Origin of the sequence: Stenotrophomonas sp. NA06056, assembly GCF_013364355.1 — a bacterium.
GTDB lineage: Bacteria > Pseudomonadota > Gammaproteobacteria > Xanthomonadales > Xanthomonadaceae > Stenotrophomonas.
The window spans coordinates 671,726-696,839 of sequence record NZ_CP054931.1; the positions used below are offsets into that span (position 1 = coordinate 671,726).

At 65.5% G+C, this 25,114-nt stretch carries 17 protein-coding genes and 1 riboswitch; of the genes, 7 read left to right on the plus strand and 10 right to left on the minus strand.

Translation table 11 applies throughout. The features are described 5' to 3' along the window. Positions 1-4: 4 nt before the first annotated feature. Positions 5-1,135 carry a hypothetical protein gene (locus HUT07_RS02970; protein WP_176019667.1) on the plus strand — a complete coding sequence of 377 codons (1,131 nt, stop codon included), beginning with the start codon at positions 5-7 and terminating at the stop codon, positions 1,133-1,135. A gap of 99 nt (positions 1,136-1,234) precedes the next feature. Here the strand turns inward: HUT07_RS02970 and leuB are convergent, their stop codons facing one another. The 9 genes from leuB to ilvC form a co-directional block, all read right to left on the minus strand. Further along, a complete protein-coding gene (gene leuB, locus HUT07_RS02975) occupies positions 1,235-2,296 on the minus strand; it encodes a 3-isopropylmalate dehydrogenase (protein WP_176019668.1) in 1,062 nt (353 codons plus the stop codon). Continuing rightward, complete coding sequence (gene leuD, locus HUT07_RS02980; RefSeq protein ID WP_176019669.1) at positions 2,286-2,864, minus strand: 3-isopropylmalate dehydratase small subunit; 579 nt, start codon at positions 2,862-2,864, stop codon at positions 2,286-2,288. The genes leuB and leuD overlap by 11 nt, the downstream gene beginning before the upstream one ends. Then, on the minus strand, positions 2,864-4,282 hold the full coding sequence (gene leuC, locus HUT07_RS02985; RefSeq protein ID WP_176019670.1) for a 3-isopropylmalate dehydratase large subunit: 1,419 nt from the start codon (positions 4,280-4,282) through the stop codon (positions 2,864-2,866). Before leuC ends, leuD begins: the two co-directional genes overlap by 1 nt. A 59-nt stretch (positions 4,283-4,341) precedes the next feature. Beyond that, on the minus strand, positions 4,342-5,121 hold the full coding sequence (locus HUT07_RS02990; RefSeq protein WP_176019671.1) for a class I SAM-dependent methyltransferase: 780 nt from the start codon (positions 5,119-5,121) through the stop codon (positions 4,342-4,344). Between the two features lie 10 nt (positions 5,122-5,131). Next, the gene (locus HUT07_RS02995; protein WP_176019672.1) at positions 5,132-6,718 is read right to left on the minus strand and encodes a 2-isopropylmalate synthase; all 1,587 of its coding nucleotides are present in this window, start codon (positions 6,716-6,718) and stop codon (positions 5,132-5,134) included. After that, the gene (locus HUT07_RS03000; RefSeq protein WP_176019673.1) at positions 6,715-7,806 is read right to left on the minus strand and encodes a threonine dehydratase; all 1,092 of its coding nucleotides are present in this window, start codon (positions 7,804-7,806) and stop codon (positions 6,715-6,717) included. Before HUT07_RS03000 ends, HUT07_RS02995 begins: the two co-directional genes overlap by 4 nt. 96 nt (positions 7,807-7,902) lie before the next feature. Continuing rightward, complete coding sequence (locus HUT07_RS03005) at positions 7,903-8,154, minus strand: ACT domain-containing protein (RefSeq protein WP_176019674.1); 252 nt, start codon at positions 8,152-8,154, stop codon at positions 7,903-7,905. Then, on the minus strand, positions 8,138-9,874 hold the full coding sequence (gene ilvG, locus HUT07_RS03010; RefSeq protein ID WP_176019675.1) for an acetolactate synthase 2 catalytic subunit: 1,737 nt from the start codon (positions 9,872-9,874) through the stop codon (positions 8,138-8,140). Before ilvG ends, HUT07_RS03005 begins: the two co-directional genes overlap by 17 nt. Positions 9,875-9,911: 37 nt before the next feature. Then, a complete protein-coding gene (gene ilvC / locus HUT07_RS03015; protein WP_176019676.1) occupies positions 9,912-10,886 on the minus strand; it encodes a ketol-acid reductoisomerase in 975 nt (324 codons plus the stop codon). 665 nt (positions 10,887-11,551) lie between these two features. Here ilvC and ggt point away from each other — a divergent pair. Next, positions 11,552-13,270 carry a gamma-glutamyltransferase gene (gene ggt, locus HUT07_RS03020; RefSeq protein WP_176019677.1) on the plus strand — a complete coding sequence of 573 codons (1,719 nt, stop codon included), beginning with the start codon at positions 11,552-11,554 and terminating at the stop codon, positions 13,268-13,270. Positions 13,271-13,798: 528 nt separating this feature from the next. Here ggt and HUT07_RS03025 read toward each other — a convergent pair. Beyond that, entirely contained in the window at positions 13,799-15,376 is a 1,578-nt protein-coding gene (locus HUT07_RS03025) for a BCCT family transporter (RefSeq protein ID WP_176019678.1), read from the minus strand. 247 nt (positions 15,377-15,623) lie between these two features. Continuing rightward, positions 15,624-15,725: riboswitch (TPP riboswitch) on the plus strand. Between the two features lie 93 nt (positions 15,726-15,818). Between HUT07_RS03025 and thiC the strand changes: the two genes are divergently transcribed. The 5 genes from thiC (at position 15,819) to HUT07_RS03050 (ending at position 24,973) form a co-directional block, all read left to right on the plus strand. Next, on the plus strand, positions 15,819-17,663 hold the full coding sequence (thiC, locus tag HUT07_RS03030; RefSeq protein ID WP_176019679.1) for a phosphomethylpyrimidine synthase ThiC: 1,845 nt from the start codon (positions 15,819-15,821) through the stop codon (positions 17,661-17,663). Positions 17,664-17,764: 101 nt separating this feature from the next. Beyond that, positions 17,765-18,436 carry an ion channel gene (locus HUT07_RS03035; RefSeq protein WP_176019680.1) on the plus strand — a complete coding sequence of 224 codons (672 nt, stop codon included), beginning with the start codon at positions 17,765-17,767 and terminating at the stop codon, positions 18,434-18,436. A 259-nt stretch (positions 18,437-18,695) separates the two neighbouring features. Next, complete coding sequence (locus HUT07_RS03040) at positions 18,696-21,020, plus strand: winged helix-turn-helix domain-containing protein (RefSeq protein ID WP_176019681.1); 2,325 nt, start codon at positions 18,696-18,698, stop codon at positions 21,018-21,020. A 115-nt stretch (positions 21,021-21,135) separates the two neighbouring features. After that, on the plus strand, positions 21,136-22,035 hold the full coding sequence (locus HUT07_RS03045) for a helix-turn-helix transcriptional regulator (protein WP_176019682.1): 900 nt from the start codon (positions 21,136-21,138) through the stop codon (positions 22,033-22,035). A gap of 49 nt (positions 22,036-22,084) precedes the next feature. Next, on the plus strand, positions 22,085-24,973 hold the full coding sequence (locus tag HUT07_RS03050; protein ID WP_176019683.1) for a TonB-dependent receptor: 2,889 nt from the start codon (positions 22,085-22,087) through the stop codon (positions 24,971-24,973). The last annotated feature ends 141 nt before the right edge of the window (positions 24,974-25,114 follow it).

Below are 25,114 nucleotides of genomic sequence, written 5' to 3' on the forward strand. Positions count from 1 at the left end.
ATGCGTGGATGCTCTTGGCTTCATCCACGCATGGCATGGATCTACTGTTGGTCGCCAAGTGGACAGCATCAGGGCGTTCACGGGCACAATAGCGGCCAGTTCCAGGGCCGGAGCGCCTGCCATGTCCTTCCGTACGACCTGCGCTTCGGCGCTGCTGCTGGTTGCCTGCAGCGGCGCTGCCGATGCGCAACCGGCACAGGCCGATGCCCTGCGGTTCCAGCACGATCTGCGGGATGTACTTGAGTGCAGCGCGAGTGCGGACGTCCAGCAGGCCGTCGTCAGCCGCCTGCGCGAGGCACGCTATGCCGACGCTTCCGAACGGCCGAGATACCTGCGCGACTGGCGATTCGAACAGGAGGATGAGGATGACGATCACCGGGTGACCGTCATCACGCCGCCGCAGTCGATGACTGTCCACGGTGTTGAAGCGCCGCGGCTGTTCGCCGACAGGTTCGGGTTCTCGGTTGCGCTGGGCCCTGCGCAGCGTGAGCGCATCGTCGCTGCATACGGGCTGCAGCTGCAGTCGAGCACGCTGCACGAACCATTCGAGCTCTGGTCGACGCCCGCCACATCGATCATCGTGCGCAGTGCGGGCGACAGTTATCGACTGGGCTGCAAACCTTCCACGAAAGATAGCAGGGCAGCCGTACGTCAGGTGCCGGCTGTTGACGTCCAGGACCTTCAGGATGCCATTCACTGTCGCGCCGACGAAGGCGGCATGCGCCGGTTGCAGGCGTTCTGGCAGCGGCTTTCCGAACAGCCGCAGTTCGAATGGCCGCAGGATGTCCGTTCGGTCAACGAGGTGAACTACACCGTCGGTGATGCAGAGCTGCACCTGCTGCTGGTCGGATTGCAGGTGCCCATCCAGGCGTACGGCGTTTCCACGCACACGATTGCGCTGGCGTTCGGTGGCTTCTTTGGCGCGGATCTCGGTGACGCCGCGGTGGCGCCAGTGCTTGCCCGGGCGGGCATGGATACCTCGCACGCGGTGGGCAAGGATACCTGGCAGCGCTTGTTGCCACCGGTTGCTTTCAGCGGTGGTAGTTGGATCCCGCAACACATCGTGATGCGCACCGACGAAGGCCGCGTTGTTGCCGGTTGCGCCAGCGACTACGAGCGCGGTCCTTCGCGTTGAGTTGATCTCCTGCAAGGCAACCCGCAGCAGGCCGGGTAGGGCTCGGCGTCACCGACGGACAGGCGAAGGGTGCCGGATATGCTCCGGCACCCGCGTGGCTCATGCCAGCTTGGCCAGCACCGCGTCGGTCGCCTGCGTGGTGCTCACGGCCGCTCCCTTGGCGGCCAGATCGGCGGTAAACACACCGTCATCCAGCACCGCATGCACCGCCGCTTCGACGGCGGCGGCTTCTGCTTCCAGCCCCAGTGAATGGCGCAGCAGCATCGCGGCGCTGAAGATGGTCGCGTACGGATTGGCGATGCCCTTGCCAGCGATGTCCGGTGCCGAACCGTGGATCGGTTCGTAGATGCCCACCGCACCCGGCTCGCCCAGCGATGCCGATGGCAGCAGGCCCAGAGAACCGGCCAGCATCGAGGCTTCGTCGGTGAGGATGTCGCCGAACATGTTCTCGGTCACGATCACGTCGTACTCGCGCGGCTTGGCCAGCAGGTGCATGGCCATCGAATCGACCAGCTGGTGCTCCAGTGCAACGTCCGGGAACTCCTCGCGGCCGATGCGTGCGGCCACATCACGCCACAGGCGCGAGGTTTCCAGCACGTTGGCCTTGTCCACCGACGTGACCTTGCCACGGCGCTGCTGCGCCAGGCGGAAAGCACTGCGCAGCACGCGTTCGATCTCGGCCACGGTGTAGCGGCACAGGTCACTGGCGCTGTCGGCGTCGCGGGTCTTGTCGCCGAAGTAGATGCCACCGGTCAGTTCGCGCACCACCACGAAGTCCACGCCCTGCAGCAGCTCGGCCTTGATCGGCGAGGCATGCAGTGCGGCTTCGTGGGTGCGCACCGGGCGCAGGTTGGCGTACAGGCCCAGCGCCTTGCGGATCGCCAGCAGGCCCTGTTCCGGGCGCACCTTGGCGTTCGGGTCGGACCACTTCGGGCCACCCACGGCGCCCAGCAGCACCGCGTTGGCGGCCTGGCAAGCGGCCAGGGTCGACGCCGGCAGCGGCTCGCCGTGGCGGTCGATGGCGATGCCACCGATATCGTGCTCGCTGAAGGTGAAGGTGTGGTTGAAGCGTTCGGCGACGGCCTTCAATACGGCAACCGCGGCGGCGGCGACTTCCGGGCCGATGCCATCACCGGGCAGGACAACAATCTCAGCGTGCATGCTCACTCTCGTAACGTTCGATTTCAGGGACACGGCCCAACAGATAACCCAATTGATCCACACCTTCCAGCAGGCAGGTCTGCGAGAAACCATCCAGCGGGAAGGAATACACGCGGCCGTCGGGCGTGCGCAGCTCGCGGGCGGCCACGTCGATGGTCAGTTCATCGTCCGGGCGCTCCATCAGTGCCTGCACGTCGGCCTCGTCCAGCACGATCGGTAGCAGGCCGTTCTTCAACGAATTGCCGCGGAAGATGTCGGCGATCTCGCTGCTGACGATGGCGCGCAGGCCCAGGTCGGTCAGCGCCCACGGCGCATGCTCTCGCGAGGAGCCGCAGCCGAAGTTGCGACCGGCCAGCAGGATGCTGCGGCCGGCATTGTGCGGCTGGTTGAAGGCGAAGTCGGCCACCGGCGAACCGTCGGCCTGCCAGCGCCAGTCATTGAACGCATTGCGGCCCAGGCCAGCGCGTTCGGTGGTGGACAGGAACCGCGCCGGAATGATCTGGTCGGTATCGATATTGGTCTGGCGCAGCACTACGCTGGCCGAACGCAGGGTGCGGAAGCCGCTCATCAGGCCACCTCCTGTGCGAACAGTTCACGGGCATCGGCCACATGGCCCTGCACGGCGGCCCAGGCGGCACTCATCGGCGAGGCCAGCAGGGTGCGCGAACCGGGGCCCTGACGGCCTTCGAAATTGCGGTTGCTGGTGCTCACCGCCAGCTGGCCGGGGGCGACCAGGTCGCCGTTCATGGCGATGCACATGGAGCAGCCCGGCTCGCGCCATTCGGCACCGGCAGCGCGTACGATCTCGTGGATGCCCTCGGCCTCGGCCTGGCGCTTGACGATTTCCGAGCCGGGCACCACCAGCATACGCACGTGCTCGGCGATGCGGCGGCCGCGCAGCACCTGTGCCACTTCACGCATGTCGCTCAGACGACCATTGGTGCAGGAGCCGACGAAGACCACGTCCACCGGCGTGCCGGCCAGTGCCTTGCCCGCCTGGAAGTGCATGTAGTCCAGGCCCTTCTGCGCGGCGGCATCATTGGCGGCCGGAATCGGCGCGTCCACGGCGATGGCGGTACCCGGGTGGGTGCCCCAGGTCAGGGTGGGGCGGATGTCGGCGGCGTCGATGTGCACTTCGCTGTCGAAGCGCGCGCCGACATCGCTGCGCAGTTGCTGCCAGCGCGCCACGGCGGCGTCGAAGTCGGCGCCCTTGGGGCCGCGCGGGGTGTTGGCCACGAAGTCGAAGGTGACCTGGTCGGGAGCGACCATGCCGGCGCGTGCGCCGGCTTCGATGGACATGTTGCACAGGGTCATGCGCTGTTCCATGTCCATCGCTTCGATGGTGCTGCCGCGGAACTCGATCACGTGGCCGGTGCCACCGTTGACGCCGATCACGCCGATGATGTGCAGCACCACGTCCTTGGCGCCCACGCCCGGGGCCAGCGGGCCGTCGACGGTGATCGCGAAGGTCTTGGCCCTGCGCTGCAGCAGGCACTGCGTGGCCAGCACGTGGCCCACTTCACTGGTGCCGATGCCGAAGGCCAGCGAGCCGAACGCACCGTGGGTGGAGGTGTGGCTGTCACCGCAGACGATGGTCATGCCCGGCTGGGTGAAGCCCTGTTCCGGTGCGATCACATGGACGATGCCGCGGTTGTCCGAGGCCATGTCGAACAGCTCGATGCCGTACTCGGCGCAGTTGCGCGCCAGGGTGGCCACCTGCGCTTCGGAGGCGGCGCTGGCATAGGGCAGCTTGCCGTCGGCACCGGCCGGCAGAGTCGGGGTGGAATGGTCCATCGTTGCCTTGGTCCGATCCGGGCGGCGCGGCTTCAGGCCGCGCTCGCGCAGTTCGGTAAAGGCCTGCGGCGAGGTCACCTCATGGATCAGGTGCAGGTCGATATACAGCACGGCGGGCGCGCTGTCGGTTTCTGGAACCACCACGTGGGCGTCCCACAGTTTGTCGTACAGGGTGCGGGGTGCGGAAGTCATGCGTTTGCCTGGCAGGAGTACGAAGTAGCGGACATCAATGAGAAAGTAACAGGGGCAGGTCAGCGGCGTCGCGCGAGCACGCGCAGGCGCACGTAGTCGGCCAGTGGCTGGCCGGCGGCATTGCGCGGCAGATCGGCCAGCAGCGCTGCGGCGGCTTCACGCACGGTGGCGCGGGCCTCGCTGGGCAGGTCGTCCAGCAGCGGCGCGGCGAAGACGCGCAGCCAGCCGGCAACGCCGGTCGGCAGCGCGGTCGGGCGTGGCAGGCATTCGATCAGCTGCACCTGGAAGCCATGCTGGCGCAGGCGCTCGGCGTAGGCATCGGCGGTAGGGAAGTACCACTGGAATGTACTTGCGCCATGCCCATGGGCCACGCGCGCGGCCTGCATGGCGGCAACGATCGTGGCCACGTTGCCATGACCGCCAAACTCGGCGACGAAGCGGCCGCCAGGGCGCAGGGCGCGGCGCACGCCTTCCAGCACGCGGTCCGGGTTGGGCATCCAATGCAGCGCCGCGTTGCTGAACACTGCATCGAACGCGCCATCGAAGGCCAGGGCGTGACCGTCCATCACCTGCGCATCGACGCCCCGCGCACGCGCGGCGATCACCATTTCCGGCGAAGCGTCGACGCCCTGCATGTGTGCGCCGCTGAGAGCAAGCTCGGTAGTGAGCACGCCATCGCCACAGCCCAGGTCGAGGATGCGCTCGCCGGCCCGCGCGTCCAGCAGGCGCGCTACCGCACCGCCGAGAGTCGGCACGAAGCCGGCATCGATCGCATAGTCCAGGGCATTCCACTGCTGGCCAGCGCTGCTGGTGGCGGTTGCGGTGTCGAAGGCGCTCATCTCACATTCCTCAGGCGGTGACAGTGGCAGGTGCTTCAGTGCTGGCGCCGGCGTTGGCCTGGCGCTGGCGCAGCAGGCGGTTGGCTACGTCCAGCCAGGCCAGCGCGGACGCTTCGATGATGTCCTTGCTGGTGCCGGTGCCGTCGTACTCGACGCCCTCGTGGCGCACGCTCAGGTTGGCTTCGCCGCGCGCATCGGCACCGATGCCGACGCTGTGCACGTGATAGCTGTCCAGCATCAGCTGCACGCCGGTGGCGGCCGACAGCGCGCCGAACAGCGCATCGACCGGGCCATCACCCTGCGCGGTCTCGGCCACGCGATTGCCGTCCGGGTCGGACAGTTCGACCAGCGCATTGGCGCGGCTGCCGACATCGCTGATGGTCATCGAAGCCAGGCGGTAGCCCTGTGCGTTGGAGCCGCCCTGCATCAGTGTCTGCAGGTCGGCATCGGTGACCACGCGCTGCTGCTCGCACAGGCCCTTGAACTGCTCGAACACCAGCTTCAGCTCGTCCTCCTCCAGCCAGAAGCCCAGGGCGCGCAGGCGCGCTTCGACAGCAGCGCGGCCACTGTGGCGGCCCAGCACCATCTGCGAGTCTTCCCAGCCCACGTCTTCCGGGCGCATGATTTCGTAGGTGCCGCGGTGGCGCAGCATGCCGTGCTGGTGGATGCCCGATTCATGGGCGAAGGCATTGGCACCGACGATGGCCTTGTTGCGCTGTACCGGCATGCCGACCAGGCGCTGCAGCAGCTGCGAGGTGCCGACGATGCGCGGGGTGTCAATGGCGGTGTCCTGCTCGTAGAAGGCCTGGCGCACCTTCAGCACCATCGCGATCTCTTCCAGCGAGCAGTTGCCGGCGCGTTCGCCGATGCCGTTGACGGTGCATTCGACCTGGCGCGCGCCGCCTTCAATGGCGGCCAGCGAGTTGGCCACGGCCAGGCCCAGGTCGTTGTGGCAGTGTGCGCTGAAGATCACGTTGTCCGCGTTCGGCACATCGGCGACGCCAGCGATGACCTGCTGGAACATCGTGCGGATCTCTTCCGGCGTGGTGAAGCCGACGGTGTCGGGCAGGTTGATGGTGGTGGCGCCGGCGGCGATCGCCACGCGCGAAACTTCAATCAGGTAATCCAGCTCGGTACGGGTGGCATCCTCGGCCGAGAATTCGACATCATCGATGTAGGAGCGTGCCAGCGATACATGCCTGCGTACCGACTCCAGTACCTGCTCACGCGTCATCCGCAGCTTGTGCTCGCGGTGCAGCGGGCTGGTCGACAGGAACACGTGCAGGCGCGGGTTGGCAGCCGCTTCCAGCGCACGCGCCGAGGTCTCGATGTCGGCCTGCAGGCAGCGCGACAGCACCGCCAGGCTCAGGCTCGGGCGGCGCAGTTCGCGGCCGATCAGGGCCATCGCTTCACGGTCGGACTGCGAGCTGGCCGGGAAGCCGGTCTCGATGATGTCCACGCCCAGTTCGTCCAGCGCACGCGCCATCACCAGCTTCTGCGGCGGGCTCATGCTGCAGCCGGGGGACTGCTCGCCGTCACGCAGGGTGGTGTCGAAGATGCGGATGCGCGGGGTGGTAATTCGTTCGATGGTGGTCACAGGGAAATCTCCTCGACAGCGGGTGCGACGGCTTGCAGGGGGGAAGGGGAAGGCGTTGGGAAGACGGTGGCGGTCGCCTTGCTGGGCGAACGCGGAGTTTCTGCCCGGCGTCGGCGCGGCTTGCGTGGCGGACGCGGGCGGATGTCGGTGAGCAGGCCTGCGAGCACGCCGGCATCGATGTTGCCGCCGGAGACGACCGCGCACTTGCGGCGGCCGGCGACACGGCGCCCGGCGGCCAGCGCCAGTGCGCCAGCGCCTTCGGCGATGATGTGTTCTTCCAGTGCCAACCGCACCAGGGTTTCGCGCAACTCGGCTTCGCGCACGATCACCACGTCGTCCAGCAGCGAGGTGCACAGGCGGCGGGTCAGGAAGCCGGGGATCTTCACCCGCACGCCATCGGCCAGCGACGGCACCGGGGTGATCTCGCGCACGTCGCCGCGGATTGCACGTGCCATCGAATCAACCCCCTCGACCTGCGCACCAACGATGCGTACGCCCTGCGACTTCAACGCCAGGGCGACGCCGGAGGCCAGGCCGCCGCCGCCGATCGGAACGATCACCACGTCCGGCGCATGCACCGCCAGCTCGATGCCGACGGTACCCTGCCCGGCGATGACATCGGCATCGTCGAACGCGGACAGGAAGCGGTAGCCATGGCGCTGCGCCAGTTCAACGGCGAACGCATAGGCTTCGTCATAACTGTTGCCATGCTGGCGCACGGTTGCGCCCCAATGGGCGACGCCTGCGATCTTGGTTGCCGGTGCGCCATGCGGCATTACGGCGATGGCCGGCACATCCAGGCGGTAGGCGGCCCAGGCCACGCCCTGGGCGTGGTTGCCAGCCGAGGCGCAGATCACCGGGCGCGTATCGCCACGTTCGCGGGCGGCCAGCAGGGCATTCAGCGCGCCGCGCACCTTGTACGATCCGGTGCGCTGCAGGTTCTCCAGCTTCAGCCAGGTGCCGAAGCGCTCGGCATGGTGCAGTGGCGTGGGCGGCAGGAAGCGGCGCAGACGGGCCTGCGCCGCCAGTACATCGGCAACGGTTACGTCGCCGACATCGCTTTCCTTGCTGGCGTCAGCGGCCGGCATGGGCCACCAGCAGGGTGTTGCCGACCACCGCATGTGGGCACGGGCGGCAAAGAAGACGCCTCCGTACCGGCACCGTGGTGAATACGGTACGGGCGTTCATGCGGATACTCCTTCCAGTGCGGTCATCTGCACTGAAACGCAGTCGTAGATCTTTTCCATCTGCCGGCACAGGGTTTCCGGCGGACGCGAGCCGTCCACCACCAGCTGCAGGTGCCAACGACCATCGTCGGCGGCCATCGGCGCACCGGTGATCGCGCGCGGTGCGAAGCCGCGGCGTTCGGCCATGCCGATCACGCGCAGCAGCGCGCCCTCGGCCGGTTGCAGCACCAGGTCAAGCCGGTATTGCATTGGGGATCTCCTGGCGTGCATGTGCAGGGTTGCTTTCCAGCATGGTGCTGTTGGCGGTATTGGGCGGCACCAGTGGCCACACGTTCGCGCGTGCATCAATGGCTACGTGCAGCAGGGCCGGGCCGGGCTCGGCCAGCAGTGCGGCCAGTCCACCTTCAACGTCATCACGTGCATCGATGCGCGTGGCGGCGATGCCGAACACCTTGGCCAGGGCCACGAAGTCCGGGTTGTCGGACAGGTCGATCTCGCTGTAACGCTCGGCGAAGAACAGTTCCTGCCACTGCCGCACCATGCCCAGCGAACTGTTGTCCAACAGGATGATCTTCACCGGCAGGCGGCAGCGCGCGATGGTCGCCAGCTCCTGCACGTTCATCATGAAGCTGCCATCGCCGGACACCAGCACCACCGTGCGCTCAGGGCAGGCGAACTGCGCGCCCATCGCCGCCGGCAGGCCGAAGCCCATCGTGCCCAGCGCGCCACTGGTCAGGTGGTTGCGCGGGTGATTGAAGCGGCAGTGCTGTGCCACCCACATCTGGTGTTGGCCAACATCGCAGGCGATCACCGCATCGGCCGGGGCCAGCTCGCTCAGGCGCTTCAGCAACGCCGGGGCGTAGATGTGCTGGCCCGGTGCGTCGTAGCGCGCGGCGAAGCGTTCGCGATGCTGCGCGCAGCGCTTGCGCCATGCGTCCTGGTGGGCCTTGGGGGAGGGGAAGGCCGCACGCAGGGCGCGGATGGCGTGGCCGACATTGCCGGGCACGGCGACATCGGCGCTGCGCAGCTTGGAGATCTCGTACGCATCGGCATCGATGTGCACCACCCGGGCAAACGGCGCGAACTCGGTCAGCTTGCCGGTCGCCCGATCATCGAAACGCGCACCCAGCACCAGCAGCAGGTCGCTTTCCTGCACCGCCATGTTCGCCGCGCGGGTGCCGTGCATGCCCAGCATACCCAACGACTGCGGGTGCTGGGCAGGCAGCGCGCCCAGCCCACGCAGGGTCATCACGGTGGGGATGGCGCTGGCTTCGACGAATTCGCGCAGCTCCTGCACGGCATCGCCCAGGGCAATGCCACCACCGGCATAGACCACCGGCTTTTCCGCCGCAGCCAGTGCGGCGATGGCCTCGGCGATGGCGTCGTCAGCGGCGGCCGGCGGCGGTTCCACGCTGGCCGGCACATGCGCCGGCAGGTGGCTGGCATCGGCCAGCTGCACATCCTTGGGCAGGTCGATCAGCACCGGGCCAGGACGGCCCTCGCGGGCGATGCGGAAGGCATCGGTCACCACGCGCGGCAGATCATCGACGCTGCGCACCAGCCAGCTGTGCTTGACGATCGGCATCGTCAAGCCGAACACATCCAGTTCCTGGAAGGCATCGGTGCCCAGCAGCGGCGTGGCCACCTGGCCGGTGATGCAGACCATCGGCACCGAATCGAGCATTGCATCGGCGATGCCGGTGACCAGGTTCGAAGCGCCCGGCCCGGAGGTCGCCACGCAGACGCCGACCTGGCCACTGGCACGCGCAAAGCCGTTCGCGGCCAGTGCCGCGCCCTGCTCATGGCGCACCAGGATGTGCTTCAGCGACGAATCCACCAGTGCGTCGTAGAACGGCATGATGGTGCCGCCGGGGTAGCCGAACAGCGTGCGGACACCCTCGGCCTCCAGCGCCTGGGTCAGCCAGCGCGCGCCGTTGGGCGGCGCGCTGCGGTGTGTGGGAGTGTTCATGGGGGAACCTTGCAGAGCGGGTGGGGGTGCCGCGTTGTTACGCGGCTTGACCTTGCAACCAGACCATCTTGGCGCGCAGCTCCTTGCCTACCTTCTCGATCGGATGCTCCAGGTCGGCCTGCTTGAACTTGTTGTAGTTCGGCAGGCCCGCTTCGTACTCGGCCACCCAGTTCTTGGTGAAGGTGCCGTCCTGGATGTCCTTCAGTACTTCCTTCATGCGCTCCTTGGTGCCGGCGTCGATGACCCGCGGGCCGCTGACGTAGTCGCCGTACTGCGCGGTTTCGGAGATGAATTCCAACATGCGCGAGATGCCGCCTTCGTAGAACAGGTCGACGATCAGCTTCAGTTCGTGCAGCACTTCGTAATAGGCGATTTCCGGCTGGTAACCGGCTTCCACCAGGGTCTCGAAGCCCGCCTGCACCAGCGCCGAAGCGCCGCCGCACAGCACCGCCTGCTCACCGAACAGATCGGTCTCGGTTTCTTCCTTGAAGGTGGTCTGGATCAGGTTGGCGCGTGCGCCACCCAGGCCGGCTGCATAGGCGAGTGCATACTCGGCGGCCTTGCCGCTCTTGTCCTGGTAGACCGCCCAGATGCACGGCACACCGCGGCCGATTTCATATTCGCGACGGACCAGCGCACCCGGGCCCTTCGGCGCGACCAGAACGACGTCCAGGTCCTCGCGCGGCTTGATCATGTCGAAATGCACGTTCAAACCATGCGCGAACAGCAGCACCGCACCCTGTTTCATGTTCGGTGCCAGCACGTCGTCGTAGAGCTTCTTCTGCACCATGTCCGGGGTCAGCACCGCGACCAGGTCGGCATCCTTCACCGCCTCGGCCGGTGCCTTCACGGTGAAGCCATCGGCCTGCGCCTTGACCTCGGTGGGGCCGCCCGGGCGCAGGCCTACCACCACATCGAAGCCGGATTCACGCAGGTTCAGCGCGTGGGCGCGGCCCTGGCTGCCGAAGCCGATGACGGCGATTTTGGTCTGGGGCAGGTCGTTGGTGCTCATGGGGGAGGTTCCTTGCGGGTGGGAAGAAAAAAGACGGCCGGCAGTCGAAGCGACGTACCGGCCGGTCAGGGAAAGGTGGGGAAGGCAGAGCTGCACATCGCACAGGTACTGCCACCACGAGGGTTCGTGGTGCGGCGGGTCCGGGTTGTGCGATGAGCGTTGGTCATGGTGGTTGCGTCTGAAACCAGGTCCTGAAATGAAAAAACCCGCACCTTGGCGGGTGCGGGTTTTGAAGAGTTCCGGTGTGTTTGTTGCTTACACGCTGGCTCGTCCCGCACCTGTTGGTTGGGTAATAAGTACGAGCACAAGAATCGAACGCAGCGAGGCGGCGCCGGTGTCGGCGGCTTCAATGTGGGTTCGCGGTGGTGTGTTGTGATGCAACATGTGATCGAGAAAACCACAGCCGTTTCGGCGCTGTCAACCCTCGCAGCGATATTTCCGTCGGTTTCCGCTGCATGCAGTGCAATCGCTTGTGGCGCAAGGATGGTTGCCGCTGAAAGTGTTTCGGTGAACCCGAATTCACTCTTTTAAACGGGTTTTTTGCGCGGGAATGAGGGCGTCTCTGCCGCTTCGCTCGCCGGGCATGGCCCATGACCTATGCCCGATGGCCCCTGATCGCCGCAGCAGCGAAGATCGGCCCACCACCCTTCCATCGGAACCCGACCGTGTCCCGACGTCTTGCCCGTTCCCTGCTGGCTGCTGCCGTGCTGGCTGCCGTGCCCCTGCTGTCCCTGGCTGCCGACCGCATCACCGGCCATACCTTCGCCACCCGTTCGGAGGTGATCGCCCCGCATGCGATGGCCGCCACCTCGCAGCCGCTGGCCACCCAGATCGCGCTGGATGTGATGAAGCGCGGTGGCTCGGCCGTCGATGCCGCCATCGCGGCCAACGCAGCGCTGGGCCTGATGGAACCCACCGGCAACGGCGTCGGCGGCGACCTGTTCGCCATCGTGTGGGACCCGAAGACGCAGAAGCTCTACGGCTACAACGGCTCCGGCCGCTCGCCAAAGTCGCTCACCCTGGCCGAGTTCCAGCGTCGTGGCCTGAAGGAGATTCCGGCCACCGGCCCGCTGCCGGTATCGGTGCCGGGTGCGGTGGATGGCTGGTTCGCTCTGCACGACCGGTTCGGCCGCAAGCCGATGGCCGACAACCTGGCCCCGGCCATCCGCTACGCCCGGGAAGGGCACCCGGTGGCAGAAGTGATCTCCTACTACTGGGACCGCTCGGTGCCGAAGCTGTCGCAGTATCCGGGTTTCAAGGAGCAGTTCACCGTCGACGGCCATGCTCCGCGCAAGGGCGAGATGTGGAAGAACCCGAACCTGGCGGACACCCTGCAGAAGATCGCCGACGGCGGCCGTGATGCCTTCTACAAGGGCGATATCGCCCACACCATCGGTGATTACTTCAAGAAGAATGGCGGCTACCTGAGCTACCAGGACATGGCCGACCACCACGGCGAGTGGGTGGAACCGGTCAGCAGCAACTACCGAGGCTACGACGTGTGGGAACTGCCGCCGAACAGCCAGGGCATCGCCGCGCTGCAGATCCTCAACGTGCTGGAAGGCTACGACTTCTCGAAGATTCCATTCGGCTCACCCGAGCACGTGCACCTGTTCGTGGAGGCAAAGAAGCTCGCGTTCGCCGACCGTGCACGCTTCTACGCCGACATGGCCTTCCAGCCGGCACCGGTACAGAAGCTGATCTCGAAGGAGTACGCTGCGCAGCGCCGCGCGCTGATCTCGATGGACAAGGCGCTGAAGGAAGTGCAGCCGGGCACGCCGAAGCAGCTGGAGGAGGGCGACACGATCTACATGACCGTGGCCGACGCCGACGGCATGATGGTGTCGCTGATCCAGTCCAACTATCGCGGCATGGGCAGCGGCATGGCACCGCCGGGGCTGGGCTTCATCCTGCAGGATCGCGGCGAAATGTTCGTGCTGCAGAAGAACCACCCCAATGGCTACGCACCGGGCAAGCGTCCGTTCCAGACCATCATCCCTGCCTTCATTACCAAGGGTGGCAAGCCGTATGCCAGCTTCGGCGTGATGGGCGGTGCGATGCAGCCGCAGGGACACGCGCAGATCGTGATGAACCTGGTGGACTTCGGCATGAACCTGCAGGAGGCCGGCGACGCACCGCGCATCCAGCACGAGGGCTCGACCGAACCGACCGGGCAGGCGACGGCGATGACCGATGGCGGCGAGGTCAATCTGGAAACCGGCTTCCCGTACGAGACGGTGCGTTCGCTGATGCGCAAGGGGCACCGCGTGGTGTTCGCCGATGGTCCGTACGGCGGCTATCAGGCGATCCTGCGTGATCCGGAGACCGGCGTGTATTACGGCGCGTCGGAGAGTCGCAAGGATGGGCAGGCGGCGGGGTATTGAGGTTTCCCGGCCAACGGGCTGAGCCCCTCTGCGGTGGGTTCAGAAGCGGAATAGCTTGTTGGGCCGGGTGGGTAGGCTGTTCGGGGGACGCCGCAAGTACGTCCTTGTAGGCTTGTCAGCCGCATCCATGCGGCTGACACCCCCGCCCAGCCCACCCACCCGGCCTCTGACAGTTTTCTGCGGCCGCCACCGCAGGAAGAAAAAAGAAGATCAAAAGCAACAGCAACAGCCGCGTGCTGATGGTTGGGGTCGGATCCGACCCCTTCTTGTTTTCCGATACACCTCATCCACGCATGGCGTGGAGAACCAACCGTCACCGGAAATCTGTCGGGGATGGGGCGGTGTGGGTGGGCAGGACCGTTGGCGCCATGGATGGCGCCATCGAGCCCCCAAGGACGGGTTTACGGCGTGTCCTGCCCACCCACACCGCCCCATCCAACCAGCAGAAACCCAGAGCCGCTCTGGCTTTTGAAGTTGCAGTTGCCGTTGCTTGAGAAAAGCGGTGCAGCCGCAGGCTGCAAAACCCCCTCAATCCGAATCCTGTGCGCGTGCTGCCTCCGCCTGGGTCTCTTCCTGCGCCGCCATCTCGCGTGCGATCCACGCATCGATCATGCGCCGCTGGCGCTGTGTCTGCCGGCGCTCCCGCGTGTACTCCTGGTCCAGCACCCGGTACAGCGACACCATCACCAGCACCATCAACAAGGCGAACGGCAACGCGGCGATCGTGATCATTCCCTGCAGCGCATCCAGGCCCCCGGCCAGCAGCAGTGCCGCGGCGATCAACGCTACCGCGATGCCCCACGCCAGCTTGCGCTTCAGCGGCGGATCGCCGGCTTCGTCGGTGGACATGCTGGCCAGCACCAGCACCGCCGAATCAGCCGAGGTCACGAAGAAGATCATCAACAGCACCAGCGCCACCGCCGACAGCATCAGCGACGCTGGCAGGCTGTCGAACAGCGTGAACAGCACCGTCTCATAGCCATTGCCCAGTGCCTGCACCAGGTCGGCGTGGCCGAAGATCTGCGCCCACAAGGCCGTTCCACCGAAAACGGCGAACCAGAAGAAGCCCAGCAGGGTCGGCGCCAGCACCACGCCGATCACGAACTCGCGCACGCTGCGGCCGCGCGAGATGCGTGCGATGAACGAGCCCACGAACGGTGCCCAGGAAATCCACCAGGCCCAGTAGAAAATCGTCCAGTCGGCCACCCAGGTGCTGCCGGAGAACGGCGACATGCGCAGGCTCATGGTCACCAGTTGGTTGAGGTAGGAACCCAGCGTGGTGGTGAACGTATCGAAGATGAAGCCGGTCGGCCCCAGCACCAGTACGGTCGCGGCCAGCAGCGCTGCCAGCGCCAGGTTGAAGTTCGACAGCCACTTCACGCCGCGCTCCACACCGCTGGCGGTGGAGGCCATGTACAGCACGAAGGCGATGGCGATGATGGTCATCTGCACCGGCACCGTGGCTTCCAGCCCGAACACGCGCTCCACGCCCGCAGCGATCTGGATGGTGCCGAAGCCGAGGGTGGTCGCCACGCCGATCGCCGTGGCGACCACCGCCGCGATGTTGACGACACGGCCGATCCAACCGCGGTGGTGGCGGCCGATGATCGGTTGCAGCATGTCGCTGACCAGTCCGCGTCCATTGCGGTTGAACTGGAACCAGGCCATCGCCAGCCCGATCAGCGCATAGATCGCCCACGGATGCAGGCCCCAGTGGAAGAACGCATAACGCATCGATGCACGCGCAGCATCCATGCTCTGCGGCGCAATCCCCTCCGGTGGCTTGGTGAAGTGCGAGATCGGCTCGGCCGCCCCCCAGAACACCAGGCCGATGCCCATGCCGGCAGCGAACAGCATCGACATCCAGCTTGCACGCGAGAATTCGGGCTCGGCGTCTTCGCCACCGATGCGCAGGTTGCCAAAGCGGCCGAACGCCAGGTACATCAGGAATACCAGCGCCAGGAATACGACCAGCAGGTACAGCCAGCCGACGCTGCGGATGACATCGCCCAACGCCGCCTGCACGACGGTATTGAAGGGGCCAGGCGCGAGGCCGGCCAGCAGCACCAGGGCAAGCACCAGTGCGATGGAAATGCGAAACACCATGAAGGAGCTTCTCCGATCAAGGGATTGAGGGGAGCGAGCGAAAGCTTGCAGGGAGTGGGCCGGCGACAGCGTGCGCATACCGGACAGGAGCCGCGATGGCGGCAGGGAAAGCACCGCTTGCAACGGTGCGGCGCGCGTGCACGTTACTGAATGCGACGTCACGGTTCTGTTAACGCGGGTGCGCTGGATCCATGCCCTGCGTGGATGAACGGCCAGGAGGCCGAGTGGTTTCTGTGCTCTAATGCGCACCAAGAAGCGGGGGTACCGCGGCCTTGTGGCCACGGTTGAGATAGTCCCTTGGAACCTGATCCGGCTCATACCGGCGTAGGGAAGCTTTGCAATGCAACCGTAGCCCGACCCCGCCCAAGGAGTGCCTTGGTGCCGTCCGGGCGCGGGTGCAGTGCGCCGCCGCTTCGTCCCTGACCTTCCTGGACGATGCCCGATGAACGCACAGCTCTCTGCCCTGCAGCAACAGGCCCAGCAACTCTCCGAGTCCGTGACCCGGCCCATACCCGGCTCGCGCAAGATCCACGTGCCCGGCTCGCGCCCGGACCTGCTGGTACCAATGCGCGAAATCGCGCTGACCCGCACGCCGACCGTGTTCGGTGGCGAAGAGAACGCACCGGTCACCGTCTACGACACCTCCGGCCCGTACACCGATCCGGATGTGCGCATCGATCTGTCTGCCGGTCTGCCGGCGCTGCGGCGTGGCTGGGTGGAGGAGCGCAACGACACCGAGCAGCTCGACGGCCTGAGTTCTTCGTTCGGCCGCGCGCGCGAGCATGATGCGAAGCTGGACCCGGTGCGTTTTCCCGCACGCAGCCTGCCGCGTCGCGCGCAGGCCGGCGCCAACGTCACCCAGATGCACTATGCGCGGCGCGGCATCATCACCCCGGAAATGGAATTCGTCGCCATCCGTGAGAACCAGCGGCTGGAGGCGATCCGTGATGCCGGGTTGCTGCAGCAGCACCCCGGTGAATCCTTCGGCGCATCGATCCAGCACATCATCACGCCGGAGTTCGTGCGCGATGAAATCGCCCGCGGCCGTGCGGTGCTGCCCAACAACATCAATCACCCGGAAAGCGAGCCGATGATCATCGGCCGCAACTTTCTCACCAAGATCAACGCCAACATCGGCAACAGCGCAGTGTCCTCGGGCATTGCCGAGGAAGTGGAGAAGCTGGTGTGGGCGATCCGCTGGGGTGGTGACACGGTGATGGACCTGTCCACCGGCAAGCACATCCACGAAACGCGCGAATGGATCATCCGCAACTCGCCGGTGGCGATCGGTACGGTGCCGATCTACCAGGCGTTGGAGAAGGTCGATGGCCGCGCTGAAGCGCTGACCTGGGAAATCTTCCGCGACACGCTGATCGAACAGGCCGAGCAGGGCGTGGACTACTTCACCATCCATGCCGGCGTGCTGCTGCGTTACGTGCCACTCACCGCCAAGCGGGTCACCGGCATCGTCAGCCGCGGCGGTTCGATCATGGCCAAGTGGTGCCTGGCCCACCACAAGGAGAATTTCCTCTACACGCATTTCGAAGATATCTGCGAAATCATGAAGGCCTACGACGTGACCTTCTCGCTGGGTGATGGCCTGCGCCCGGGCTGCATCGCCGATGCCAACGACGCCGCACAGTTCGGTGAACTGGAAACGCTGGGCGAATTGACGAAGATCGCCTGGAAGCACGATGTGCAGACCATGATCGAGGGCCCCGGCCACGTGCCGATGCAGTTGATCAAGGAGAACATGGACAAGCAGTTGCGCGAGTGCGGCGAGGCGCCGTTCTACACGCTCGGCCCGCTGACCACCGACATCGCGCCCGGCTATGACCACATCACCAGCGCAATCGGCGCGGCAATGATCGGTTGGTTCGGTACTGCCATGCTCTGCTACGTCACGCCGAAAGAGCACCTGGGCCTGCCCAACCGGCAGGATGTGCGCGACGGCATCATGGCGTATCGCATTGCCGCCCATGCTGCGGATCTGGCCAAGGGGCATCCGGGTGCGCAGGTACGTGACAACGCACTGAGCAAGGCACGCTTCGAGTTCCGCTGGGACGACCAGTTCCACCTCGGCCTGGACCCGGAGAAGGCCAAGGAATTCCACGACGAGACCCTGCCCAAGGACGCACACAAGCTGGCGCACTTCTGTTCAATGTGCGGCCCGCATTTCTGCTCGATGAAAATCACCCAGGACGTGCGCGAGTACGCCGAGAAGGGCATGCAGGAGAAGTCCGAGCAGTTCCGTGCAGCCGGCGCCGAGGTGTACCAGCAGGGCTGATCGCCGATGCGTGGCGCCGGGTCATGCCCGGCGCCATCCAGCCACCCAGCTCACGGCCATGCCGCTATCCTCGCACCATCGTTCCCCGGGGATAAGGAACCATGCCCATTGCCGTGACCACCCGCTGGCTGGCCATCGCCCGCCGTCATCCCTCTGCCTGGCTGCTCGGGGCACAGCTGCTGTCGGTACTGCTGTACCCGGCACTGGACGAAACCGCTGCCGGGCGCGCGGCAGTCGGGGTGTTCGGCATGGCCGTGCTTGGCCTGGCCCTGTGGGTGGTGCAGCGCAGCCCGCTGGGAACCTGGCTGGCGCTGGTGCTGGCCATTCCGGCGGTGGTGTTTTCGCTTGCCGCGGCCCTGCTCGACAGGCCCGCACTGGGCATCACCGCACAACTGCTGGAAAGCCTGCTGTATTTCTATACCGCCGGTGCGCTGATCGCCTACATGCTGCAGGACCACAAGGTGACCCGCGACGAACTGTTCGCCGCCGGTGCCACGTTCACATTGTTGGCATGGGCATTCGCTTTTACCTTTGCCGTATGTCAGCAGTGGTATCCGGGTAGTTTCCAGGGCGCCAGTGGTGGGCCGCAGCGCACGTGGATGGAGCTGCTTTATCTGAGCTTCAGCTTATTGTCAGGCGTTGGGCTGAGTGATGTCGTGCCACTGCATCCGCAGGCCCGCGCGCTGGTCATGCTGGAGCAGTTTTCCGGCGTGATGTATGTAGCGCTGGTGGTTTCGCGGCTGGTCGGGCTGACCATGCTGAGACGCTTCTGAAAATGAACGCCAGATAAAAATGTCGCGCCCGAAAGGGCGCGAATGATGATGCTTATTATGTGAATGCGTCGGCGAGAGAGGGCCTGATGTCGACCACGCGATAGGCGAGGTAACCCGCATAGGCTAATATCCGGAGGCTTCGTTTTTTTTGCGGTATGCGCCGATGCTTTGTGCGGAATCTGGCTTCTTGCTGTGCCAAGGATGGGAAGGGATCGATGGTGAACAGTGTTTGCGGCCTGTTTCAACCCCATAGCAACGAATGATCAACAGCGAAATCCAGTCGCCTGATTCCGACCGCGTCCGCGTCGGCGAATGCATCGTTACTTTGTCCTCGCGTGAGGTTGAAGTTGCGGGTGCGCGCCGTACACGACGTTTGACGCCCAAGTCGCTGGGCGTGCTGCGCATGTTGATGCGGCAGCCGGGGCGCGTGGTGACCCGTGACGAACTGTTCGCCGAAGTGTGGCCGGACACGCTGCCGACCAACGATGTGCTGACCCAGGCGGTTACGCAGCTGCGCAAGGCGTTCAGCGTCGACGACGACAATGGTCAGGCGTACATCGAGACCATCGCCAAGACCGGCTACCGCTTGCTGGTACCGGTGCAGCCGCTGGCGGACCACGAGACCGATGCGAACGCTGCTGCAGAGGAATCGAGCGCATCGCAGCCGCCTGCGCCGAATGCGGTGAGCACCGTCAGCGCGCCCATGATTGAACGCGGCAGTCGCCGCTGGCGTCGTCTCCGCCGTCGCCTGCTGCTGGCGCTGGGCGTGGTGATGCTGCTTGCACTGGTGGTGTTGAGCGTACTGCTGCTGCGCCGCCCGGCGCCGGTGAGTTCTCCGGTGGATGCGGCAGTGGAGAACGGCACGCGGGTGATCGGAAGCCCTGAGCGGCCGTATCGCTTGATTACCGCCACGGCTGGTTTTGAGACCTATCCCACACTTTCGCCTGACGGATCGCAGGTCGCCTATGAAGGCGCCAACGACGATGGCAAGGATGGCAACGCCATCAAGGTGCAGACCTCCGGCAATGCACCCGCACGCCAGCTGCTTTCGCCGCCGGCAGGTGCCAGCGACCGTTTCCCGAACTGGTCGCCTGATGGCCGCGAAATCGCTTTTGCCCGCTTTGGTGCCGATGCCAGCTGCCAGGTGTTGATCGCCAGCGCCACCGGCGGCGCCGTGCGCCAGGCAACACGTTGCGACGGCACTGAGCTGCTCAGTTTCGACTGGACGCCCGATGGGCGTGGCCTGGTCTTCGGCAGCATGGTGGGTCGCTATGCCCATCGCGGCATCCGCGTGCTCGATCTGGCCACCGGCCAGTGGCGAGCCCTGGACTACCACGTAGATGAAGATGATTTCGACTACGCCCCGCGCTATTCGCCGGATGGCAAATGGCTGGTGTTTGTCCGCAACCCTCAGTTGGGTGATCTGTGGCGGATGCCTGCCAGCGGCGGCACGCCCGAGCAGTTGACCACCGAATCGGCCGAGCTGCGCGGATGGGCATGGCTGGGCGACGGTCGACATATCGTGTTTGGCCGCCGCGTGGACAGCGAAGCGCGCCTGTACTACCTCGACGTCGAGCGCCGCACGCTGCGCGACGCTGGGCTCGATGATGCGCAGTGGCCGGCCGTCTCGCGCCGCGGCGACATGCTGGCGTTCGTGCATCGGCGCGCGCAGTTCGGCGTGTTCAGGATGCCCGCGCAGGGCGGTGCCGGCGAGCGTCTGTTCGCCTCCAGTGGCCGCGATGGACAACCGATGGTGGCGCCGGATGGGCGGCAACTGGTGTTCAGTTCCGATCGTTCCGGCAGCTTTGCGCTGTGGTGGGCCGACATGCAGCGGCCAGAGTCGTTGCGGCCGATCGAGGGGCTGAAGCCGGAGGCGCGGCAGGCACCGGACTGGTCGGCCGACAGTCGGCATCTGCTGGTGGTGGGGCGCGATGAGCATGGCGAAGCGGTTGTCTACGAGATTGCTCCACGCGATGAACAGCTGCATCGCCTTCCGGTTCCCGCTGAGCAACCGTTGCAGGTGTTGTACGGTGCCGGCGCGGAGCAGCTGCTGGTGGTTGAACGTGATGCCGACCAGCACACCCGTTTGAGCCTGTTCGACCGCAGCACGCAGCCATGGCGACGGTTGGCCAGCCTGGAGGGCGTGTCGCAGGCACGTTTCGACCGCAGTACCGGGCGGGTGCTGTTCACCCGGTTGGCAGCCGGCGGGCTGTGGTCGGTGGACGCGGCGTTGACCCCTGCCAGCGTGCAGCAGATCAGCGAGGACCGGCCGAGCCGTTGGCGCTACCGGACCTGGACAGTGGCTGGTAACGGCAGCATCGACTACCTCGGCAGCAGTGCCAGCTGCGGCACAACCCTTGTCCGTATCCAGTCTGGACGCGAAGAAGCGGAGCGCTGCCTGGACGCGCAGCGCCTGAGCGCGGGCAATGGACTCAGTGCCAGCGCAGATGGCAACAGCCTGTATCTGGCCCTGGCCATCAGCGATGGCGCCGACATCGGTGTGATGCGGCTGCCCGAACAGCCCCCGGCGTTGTTCCCGGCGTTCTCCAAACTGCTGATTCTGCAAGAGAAAGGGCCTTCGTAATTTCTTCGTGACGATCTCGCCGCGAATTCGTGGCGATCTCGGCAGTCTTTCCTGACGCGCTGTCGCCTGATTTGGCAAAACGGAGGCCTGTACTTGGCAAATCCGTGGTGCCCCCATGCGTCAACTCTCGCTGGCCGATCGTGGCCAAACCCTCTCCCTGGACAAGGCGATCGACGACGTCGCGCCGACCTGCATGGGCGTTGCCCGGCTCGGCAGCCTGCAGACCGCCGGCACCAGCTTCAGCGTCTGGATGCAGGTGCGCGGAACCTCGTGGGTGGAGGCCAAGGAAGGGCGGTTCCGGTTGCGCCAGGGCGAGTGGATCGCGTTCGAGAAGGAGTCCCGGCCGCTGGTCCAGGCCGGGCGCAACGGCTTGTGCGTGGGCATGAACCTGAACATCGAAGCGCTGCGCGTGCTGACCGAGATGGCCGACTGTGGCCTGTATGCCGGTCGCGGCCTGATGAACCGTGCCGATGCACGCGTGGCACTGCGCCTGTGGCGTGACGCCCTGGCCAGCGGGCAGCCAGCGCAGGCGCTGCGTCCGTTGCTGCTGCACCTGGCAGGCCTGCAGCGCAGTCTGGCCGACAACGTGCAGCGTTGCCCCGGTCGTTCGCGCAGCCGCAAGCGCCAGGTGTTCGGCCGCATGCAGCGTGCGCGCCTGTATCTGGAAGGCAACAGCCATCGTGTGGTGCGTATCGGTGAACTGGCCGAGCTGACCAACTTCTCCAGCTGGTATCTCTCCAAGACGTTCCAGAGCCTGTACGAAGAAAGCCCGCAGTCGCTTTCGGCACGGTTGCGTCTCGAGCGCGCTGCCGATCTGCTGCGCGACACCGACATGATGGTCGGCGAAGTCGCTGCCGCCAGCGGTTTCGACAACTGCTGCAGCTTCGCGCGTGCCTTCCGCGCCCGCTACGGCCAGTCCGCTTCGCGCTTCCGCGAGAACGACGGGCAGCTTCCGCCACACTCCGCAAAGTCTCCGGTTGTGTCGCGCAAATACAGCGCTGCAACGCAATCGTAACGTGCTACGGCGTTTTAACACGCTACTAACACGTACCTTGGAGAGATTGATGAACGTTCGTATTCCTGCAGTGCGGCTCGGCTTGTTGCCGGCCGGCATTGCGCTTGCCTTGGCACCGTCCTTCGCTTCGGCGCAGGACGCAGCTGCCGGCGGCACGACCGACCTGGACCGCATTTCGGTCACCGGTTCGCGCATCCGCCAAGCGAGCATGGAAACCGCACAGCCGGTGATCGCGCTGCAGCGCGCCGACATTGAAAAGCAGGGCTTCACCAGCGTTGCCGACATCGTGCAGAACCTGTCGGCAACCGGTTCGCCGGCGATCAGCCGCGCCGACGCCCTGAGCTCGGGCGAAGAAGTCGGCGGCCAGTACGTCGACCTGCGCAACCTCGGCCCGGAGCGCACCCTGGTGCTGCTGGACGGCAAGCGCATGGGCACCAGCACCGGCGGCTACACCGATCTGGCGTCGATCCCGACCTCGGTCGTGGAACGCATCGAAGTGCTGACTGACGGTGCCTCGGCCATCTATGGTTCCGACGCTATCGCCGGCGTGGTCAACATCATCACCCGCAAGAACTTCGACGGCCTGGAAGCCAGCGTCTACGGTGGCCAGTACGGCCAGGGCGACGGTCAGAAGCAGGTCTACAACTTCGTCTACGGCCAGACCGGTGAGCGCGGTTCGATCACCTTCGGCGCCGAGTACAGCAAGGAAGACGAGGTCAAGGCCAAGGATCGCTCCTTCAGCCGCTACCCGAACGGTCGCTTCCATCCGTTCCCGACCGACGACGATGCCAATGGCTGGTCGCCGGCATCCAACCATGGCGTGCTGATCGACGACATGGGCACCCCGAAGGACGCCAACGACGATATCTGGTACACCCGTGCCAATAACGGCGCCGGCAACGGCATGGGCGACTTCCGTGAGTTCGGCACCGCCGACTACACCAATGCCAGCCAGGAAATGTGGCTGCAGAACAAGTTGACCCGTCGCTCGGTGTTCGCCAACGGCAACTACGACCTGACCGACAACATCCGCGCTACCGCAAACGTGCTCTACACCAAGCGCACCGCGACCTCGCAGATTGCCGGCTACCCGTACCAGTCCGAGGTCTACGGCACCCCGCTGTCGGCCGACAGCATCTACAACCCGCTGGGCAAGGATGCGAACTTCATCCGTCGCACCTCCGAACTGCCGCGCCAGACCGAATCCGAGCAGGAAACCTTCCGCTTCTCGGCCGGCCTGGAAGGCTCGTTCGAGTTCGCTGACAAGTTCTGGGATTGGGACGTGGGCTACGTCTACAACCAGAACAAGGGTGTCAAGACCGGCACCGGCGACCTGTTCGTTCCGAACGTGCAGAATGCTGTCGGTCCGTCCTTCATGGACGGCGACGTTGCCCGCTGCGGTACCCCGGGCAAGGTGATCGCCGGTTGCACGCCGTGGAACCCGCTCGCACCGTACGGCTCCACCGGCAATGGTTCGCTGGCCGACCCGGCGCTGCAGGCCTACCTGTTCCTGCCGAGCCACGATACCTATACCAACACCACCAAGGCATACAGCGCCAACATCTCCGGTTCGCTGTTCACGCTGCCGGCCGGTGATCTGGCCATCGCCGCCGGTTACGAGCACCGTCAGGAAAGCGGTGAGTACAACCCGGATGCACTGCTGCAGTCGGGTCTGAGCACCAGCCTGGCCGGCGCGCCGACCAAGGGCAGCTACAAGCTCGACGAGTTCTATGTCGAACTGAACGTGCCGGTGCTGGCCGACATGCCGTTCGCCAAGGAACTGTCGCTCGACATGGCTGGTCGCTACTCGGACTACAACACCTTCGGCGACACCATCAACAGCAAGTTCGGCCTGAAGTGGAAGCCGATCGACGACCTGCTGGTGCGTGCGACCTATTCGACGGGCTTCCGCGCGCCGAACATCGCCAACATGTATGGCGGCACCTCGCAGACCTTCGACGCCTACACCGATCCGTGCGACAGCAGCTTCGGTTCGGCCTCGCGCAACCCGTCGGTTGCCGCGGCCTGTGGTGCACGTGGTGTTCCGGCGAACTTCCGCCAGATCACGTCCGGTGGCGCACAGTCGACCGGCCCGGGCACCCAGTCCTACAGCGCCTTCGAGTCGGGTTCCAACCCGGAACTGCAGCCGGAAACCTCCAAGACCTGGACGGCCGGCCTGGTCTACAGCCCGAACTTCGTGCAGGGCCTGGACGTCAGCCTGGACTGGTGGAAGATCCGCATCGACAACGTGATCGCCGCCGAGTCGGTGACCTCGATCCTCAACCAGTGCTACGTGCTGGGCGTGGCGTCGGCGTGTGACCGCTTCAGCCGCGGTACCGAAGGCCGCACCGTCAACCAGGTGGTCGACGTTACCCGCACCCTGATCAACGGTGGTTACCAGGAAACCGCAGGTTACGACCTGGGCATCAAGTACCGCCTGCCGGAGTTCTCCTTCGGCAAGATCGTGGTTGACTGGAAGACCACCTACGTCGACTACCTCGAGTACAAGCGCGACAACGAAGCCGAGACCCCGGTCGAGCAGCACACCAGCTGGGCAACCGGCGACTGGGGTGCAAACTTCCGCGTCCGTTCGAACCTGAATGTCGATTGGAGCCTGGGCAACCTGGGCGTGAACTGGGCGGTGCGTTACTACTCGAGCATGAAGGAGCCGTGCTCCTACGACACCGAGTGCAACCTGCCTGACTTCAGCTCGGCCTACACCCTGGGCCAGCCGACCCGCAAGGTCGGTTCGAACACCTTCCACGATGTGCAGGTGCGTTACACCCTGCCGTGGCAGGCGACGGTCTCGGTCGGTGCCAACAACGTGTTCAACCACGAAGGCCCGGTCATGTACAGCCAGCCGAACTCGAGCTTCTCGTACTACGGTGGCTTCGACATCGGTCGTTACTACTACATGAAGTACACCCAGCGCTTCTGATCCATCGAAGCGTGACAGCAGAAAGAGGAGGGCGGGCCGCAAGGCCCGCCCTTCTTGTTTCCTCTCCCGACCCACAGTAGATCCACGCCATGCGTGGATGAATCCCCGGCCATCCACAGTAGATCCACGCCATGCGTGGAT

Bases quoted from the DNA above. Each gene is read 5' to 3' on its own strand.
- HUT07_RS02990 (WP_176019671.1), bottom strand. From the start codon at position 5,121: ATGAGCGCCTTCGACACCGCAACCGCCACCAGCAGCGCTGGCCAGCAG.
- HUT07_RS03005 (WP_176019674.1), bottom strand. From the start codon at position 8,154: ATGCAATACCGGCTTGACCTGGTGCTGCAACCGGCCGAGGGCGCGCTG.
- HUT07_RS03040 (WP_176019681.1), top strand. From the start codon at position 18,696: ATGATCAACAGCGAAATCCAGTCGCCTGATTCCGACCGCGTCCGCGTC.
- leuD (WP_176019669.1), bottom strand. From the start codon at position 2,864: ATGAGCGGCTTCCGCACCCTGCGTTCGGCCAGCGTAGTGCTGCGCCAG.
- leuB (WP_176019668.1), bottom strand. From the start codon at position 2,296: ATGCACGCTGAGATTGTTGTCCTGCCCGGTGATGGCATCGGCCCGGAA.
- HUT07_RS03045 (WP_176019682.1), top strand. From the start codon at position 21,136: ATGCGTCAACTCTCGCTGGCCGATCGTGGCCAAACCCTCTCCCTGGAC.
- thiC (WP_176019679.1), top strand. From the start codon at position 15,819: ATGAACGCACAGCTCTCTGCCCTGCAGCAACAGGCCCAGCAACTCTCC.
- HUT07_RS03050 (WP_176019683.1), top strand. From the start codon at position 22,085: ATGAACGTTCGTATTCCTGCAGTGCGGCTCGGCTTGTTGCCGGCCGGC.
- ilvG (WP_176019675.1), bottom strand. From the start codon at position 9,874: ATGAACACTCCCACACACCGCAGCGCGCCGCCCAACGGCGCGCGCTGG.
- HUT07_RS03035 (WP_176019680.1), top strand. From the start codon at position 17,765: ATGCCCATTGCCGTGACCACCCGCTGGCTGGCCATCGCCCGCCGTCAT.
- HUT07_RS03025 (WP_176019678.1), bottom strand. From the start codon at position 15,376: ATGGTGTTTCGCATTTCCATCGCACTGGTGCTTGCCCTGGTGCTGCTG.
- ilvC (WP_176019676.1), bottom strand. From the start codon at position 10,886: ATGAGCACCAACGACCTGCCCCAGACCAAAATCGCCGTCATCGGCTTC.
- leuC (WP_176019670.1), bottom strand. From the start codon at position 4,282: ATGACTTCCGCACCCCGCACCCTGTACGACAAACTGTGGGACGCCCAC.
- HUT07_RS03000 (WP_176019673.1), bottom strand. From the start codon at position 7,806: ATGCCGGCCGCTGACGCCAGCAAGGAAAGCGATGTCGGCGACGTAACC.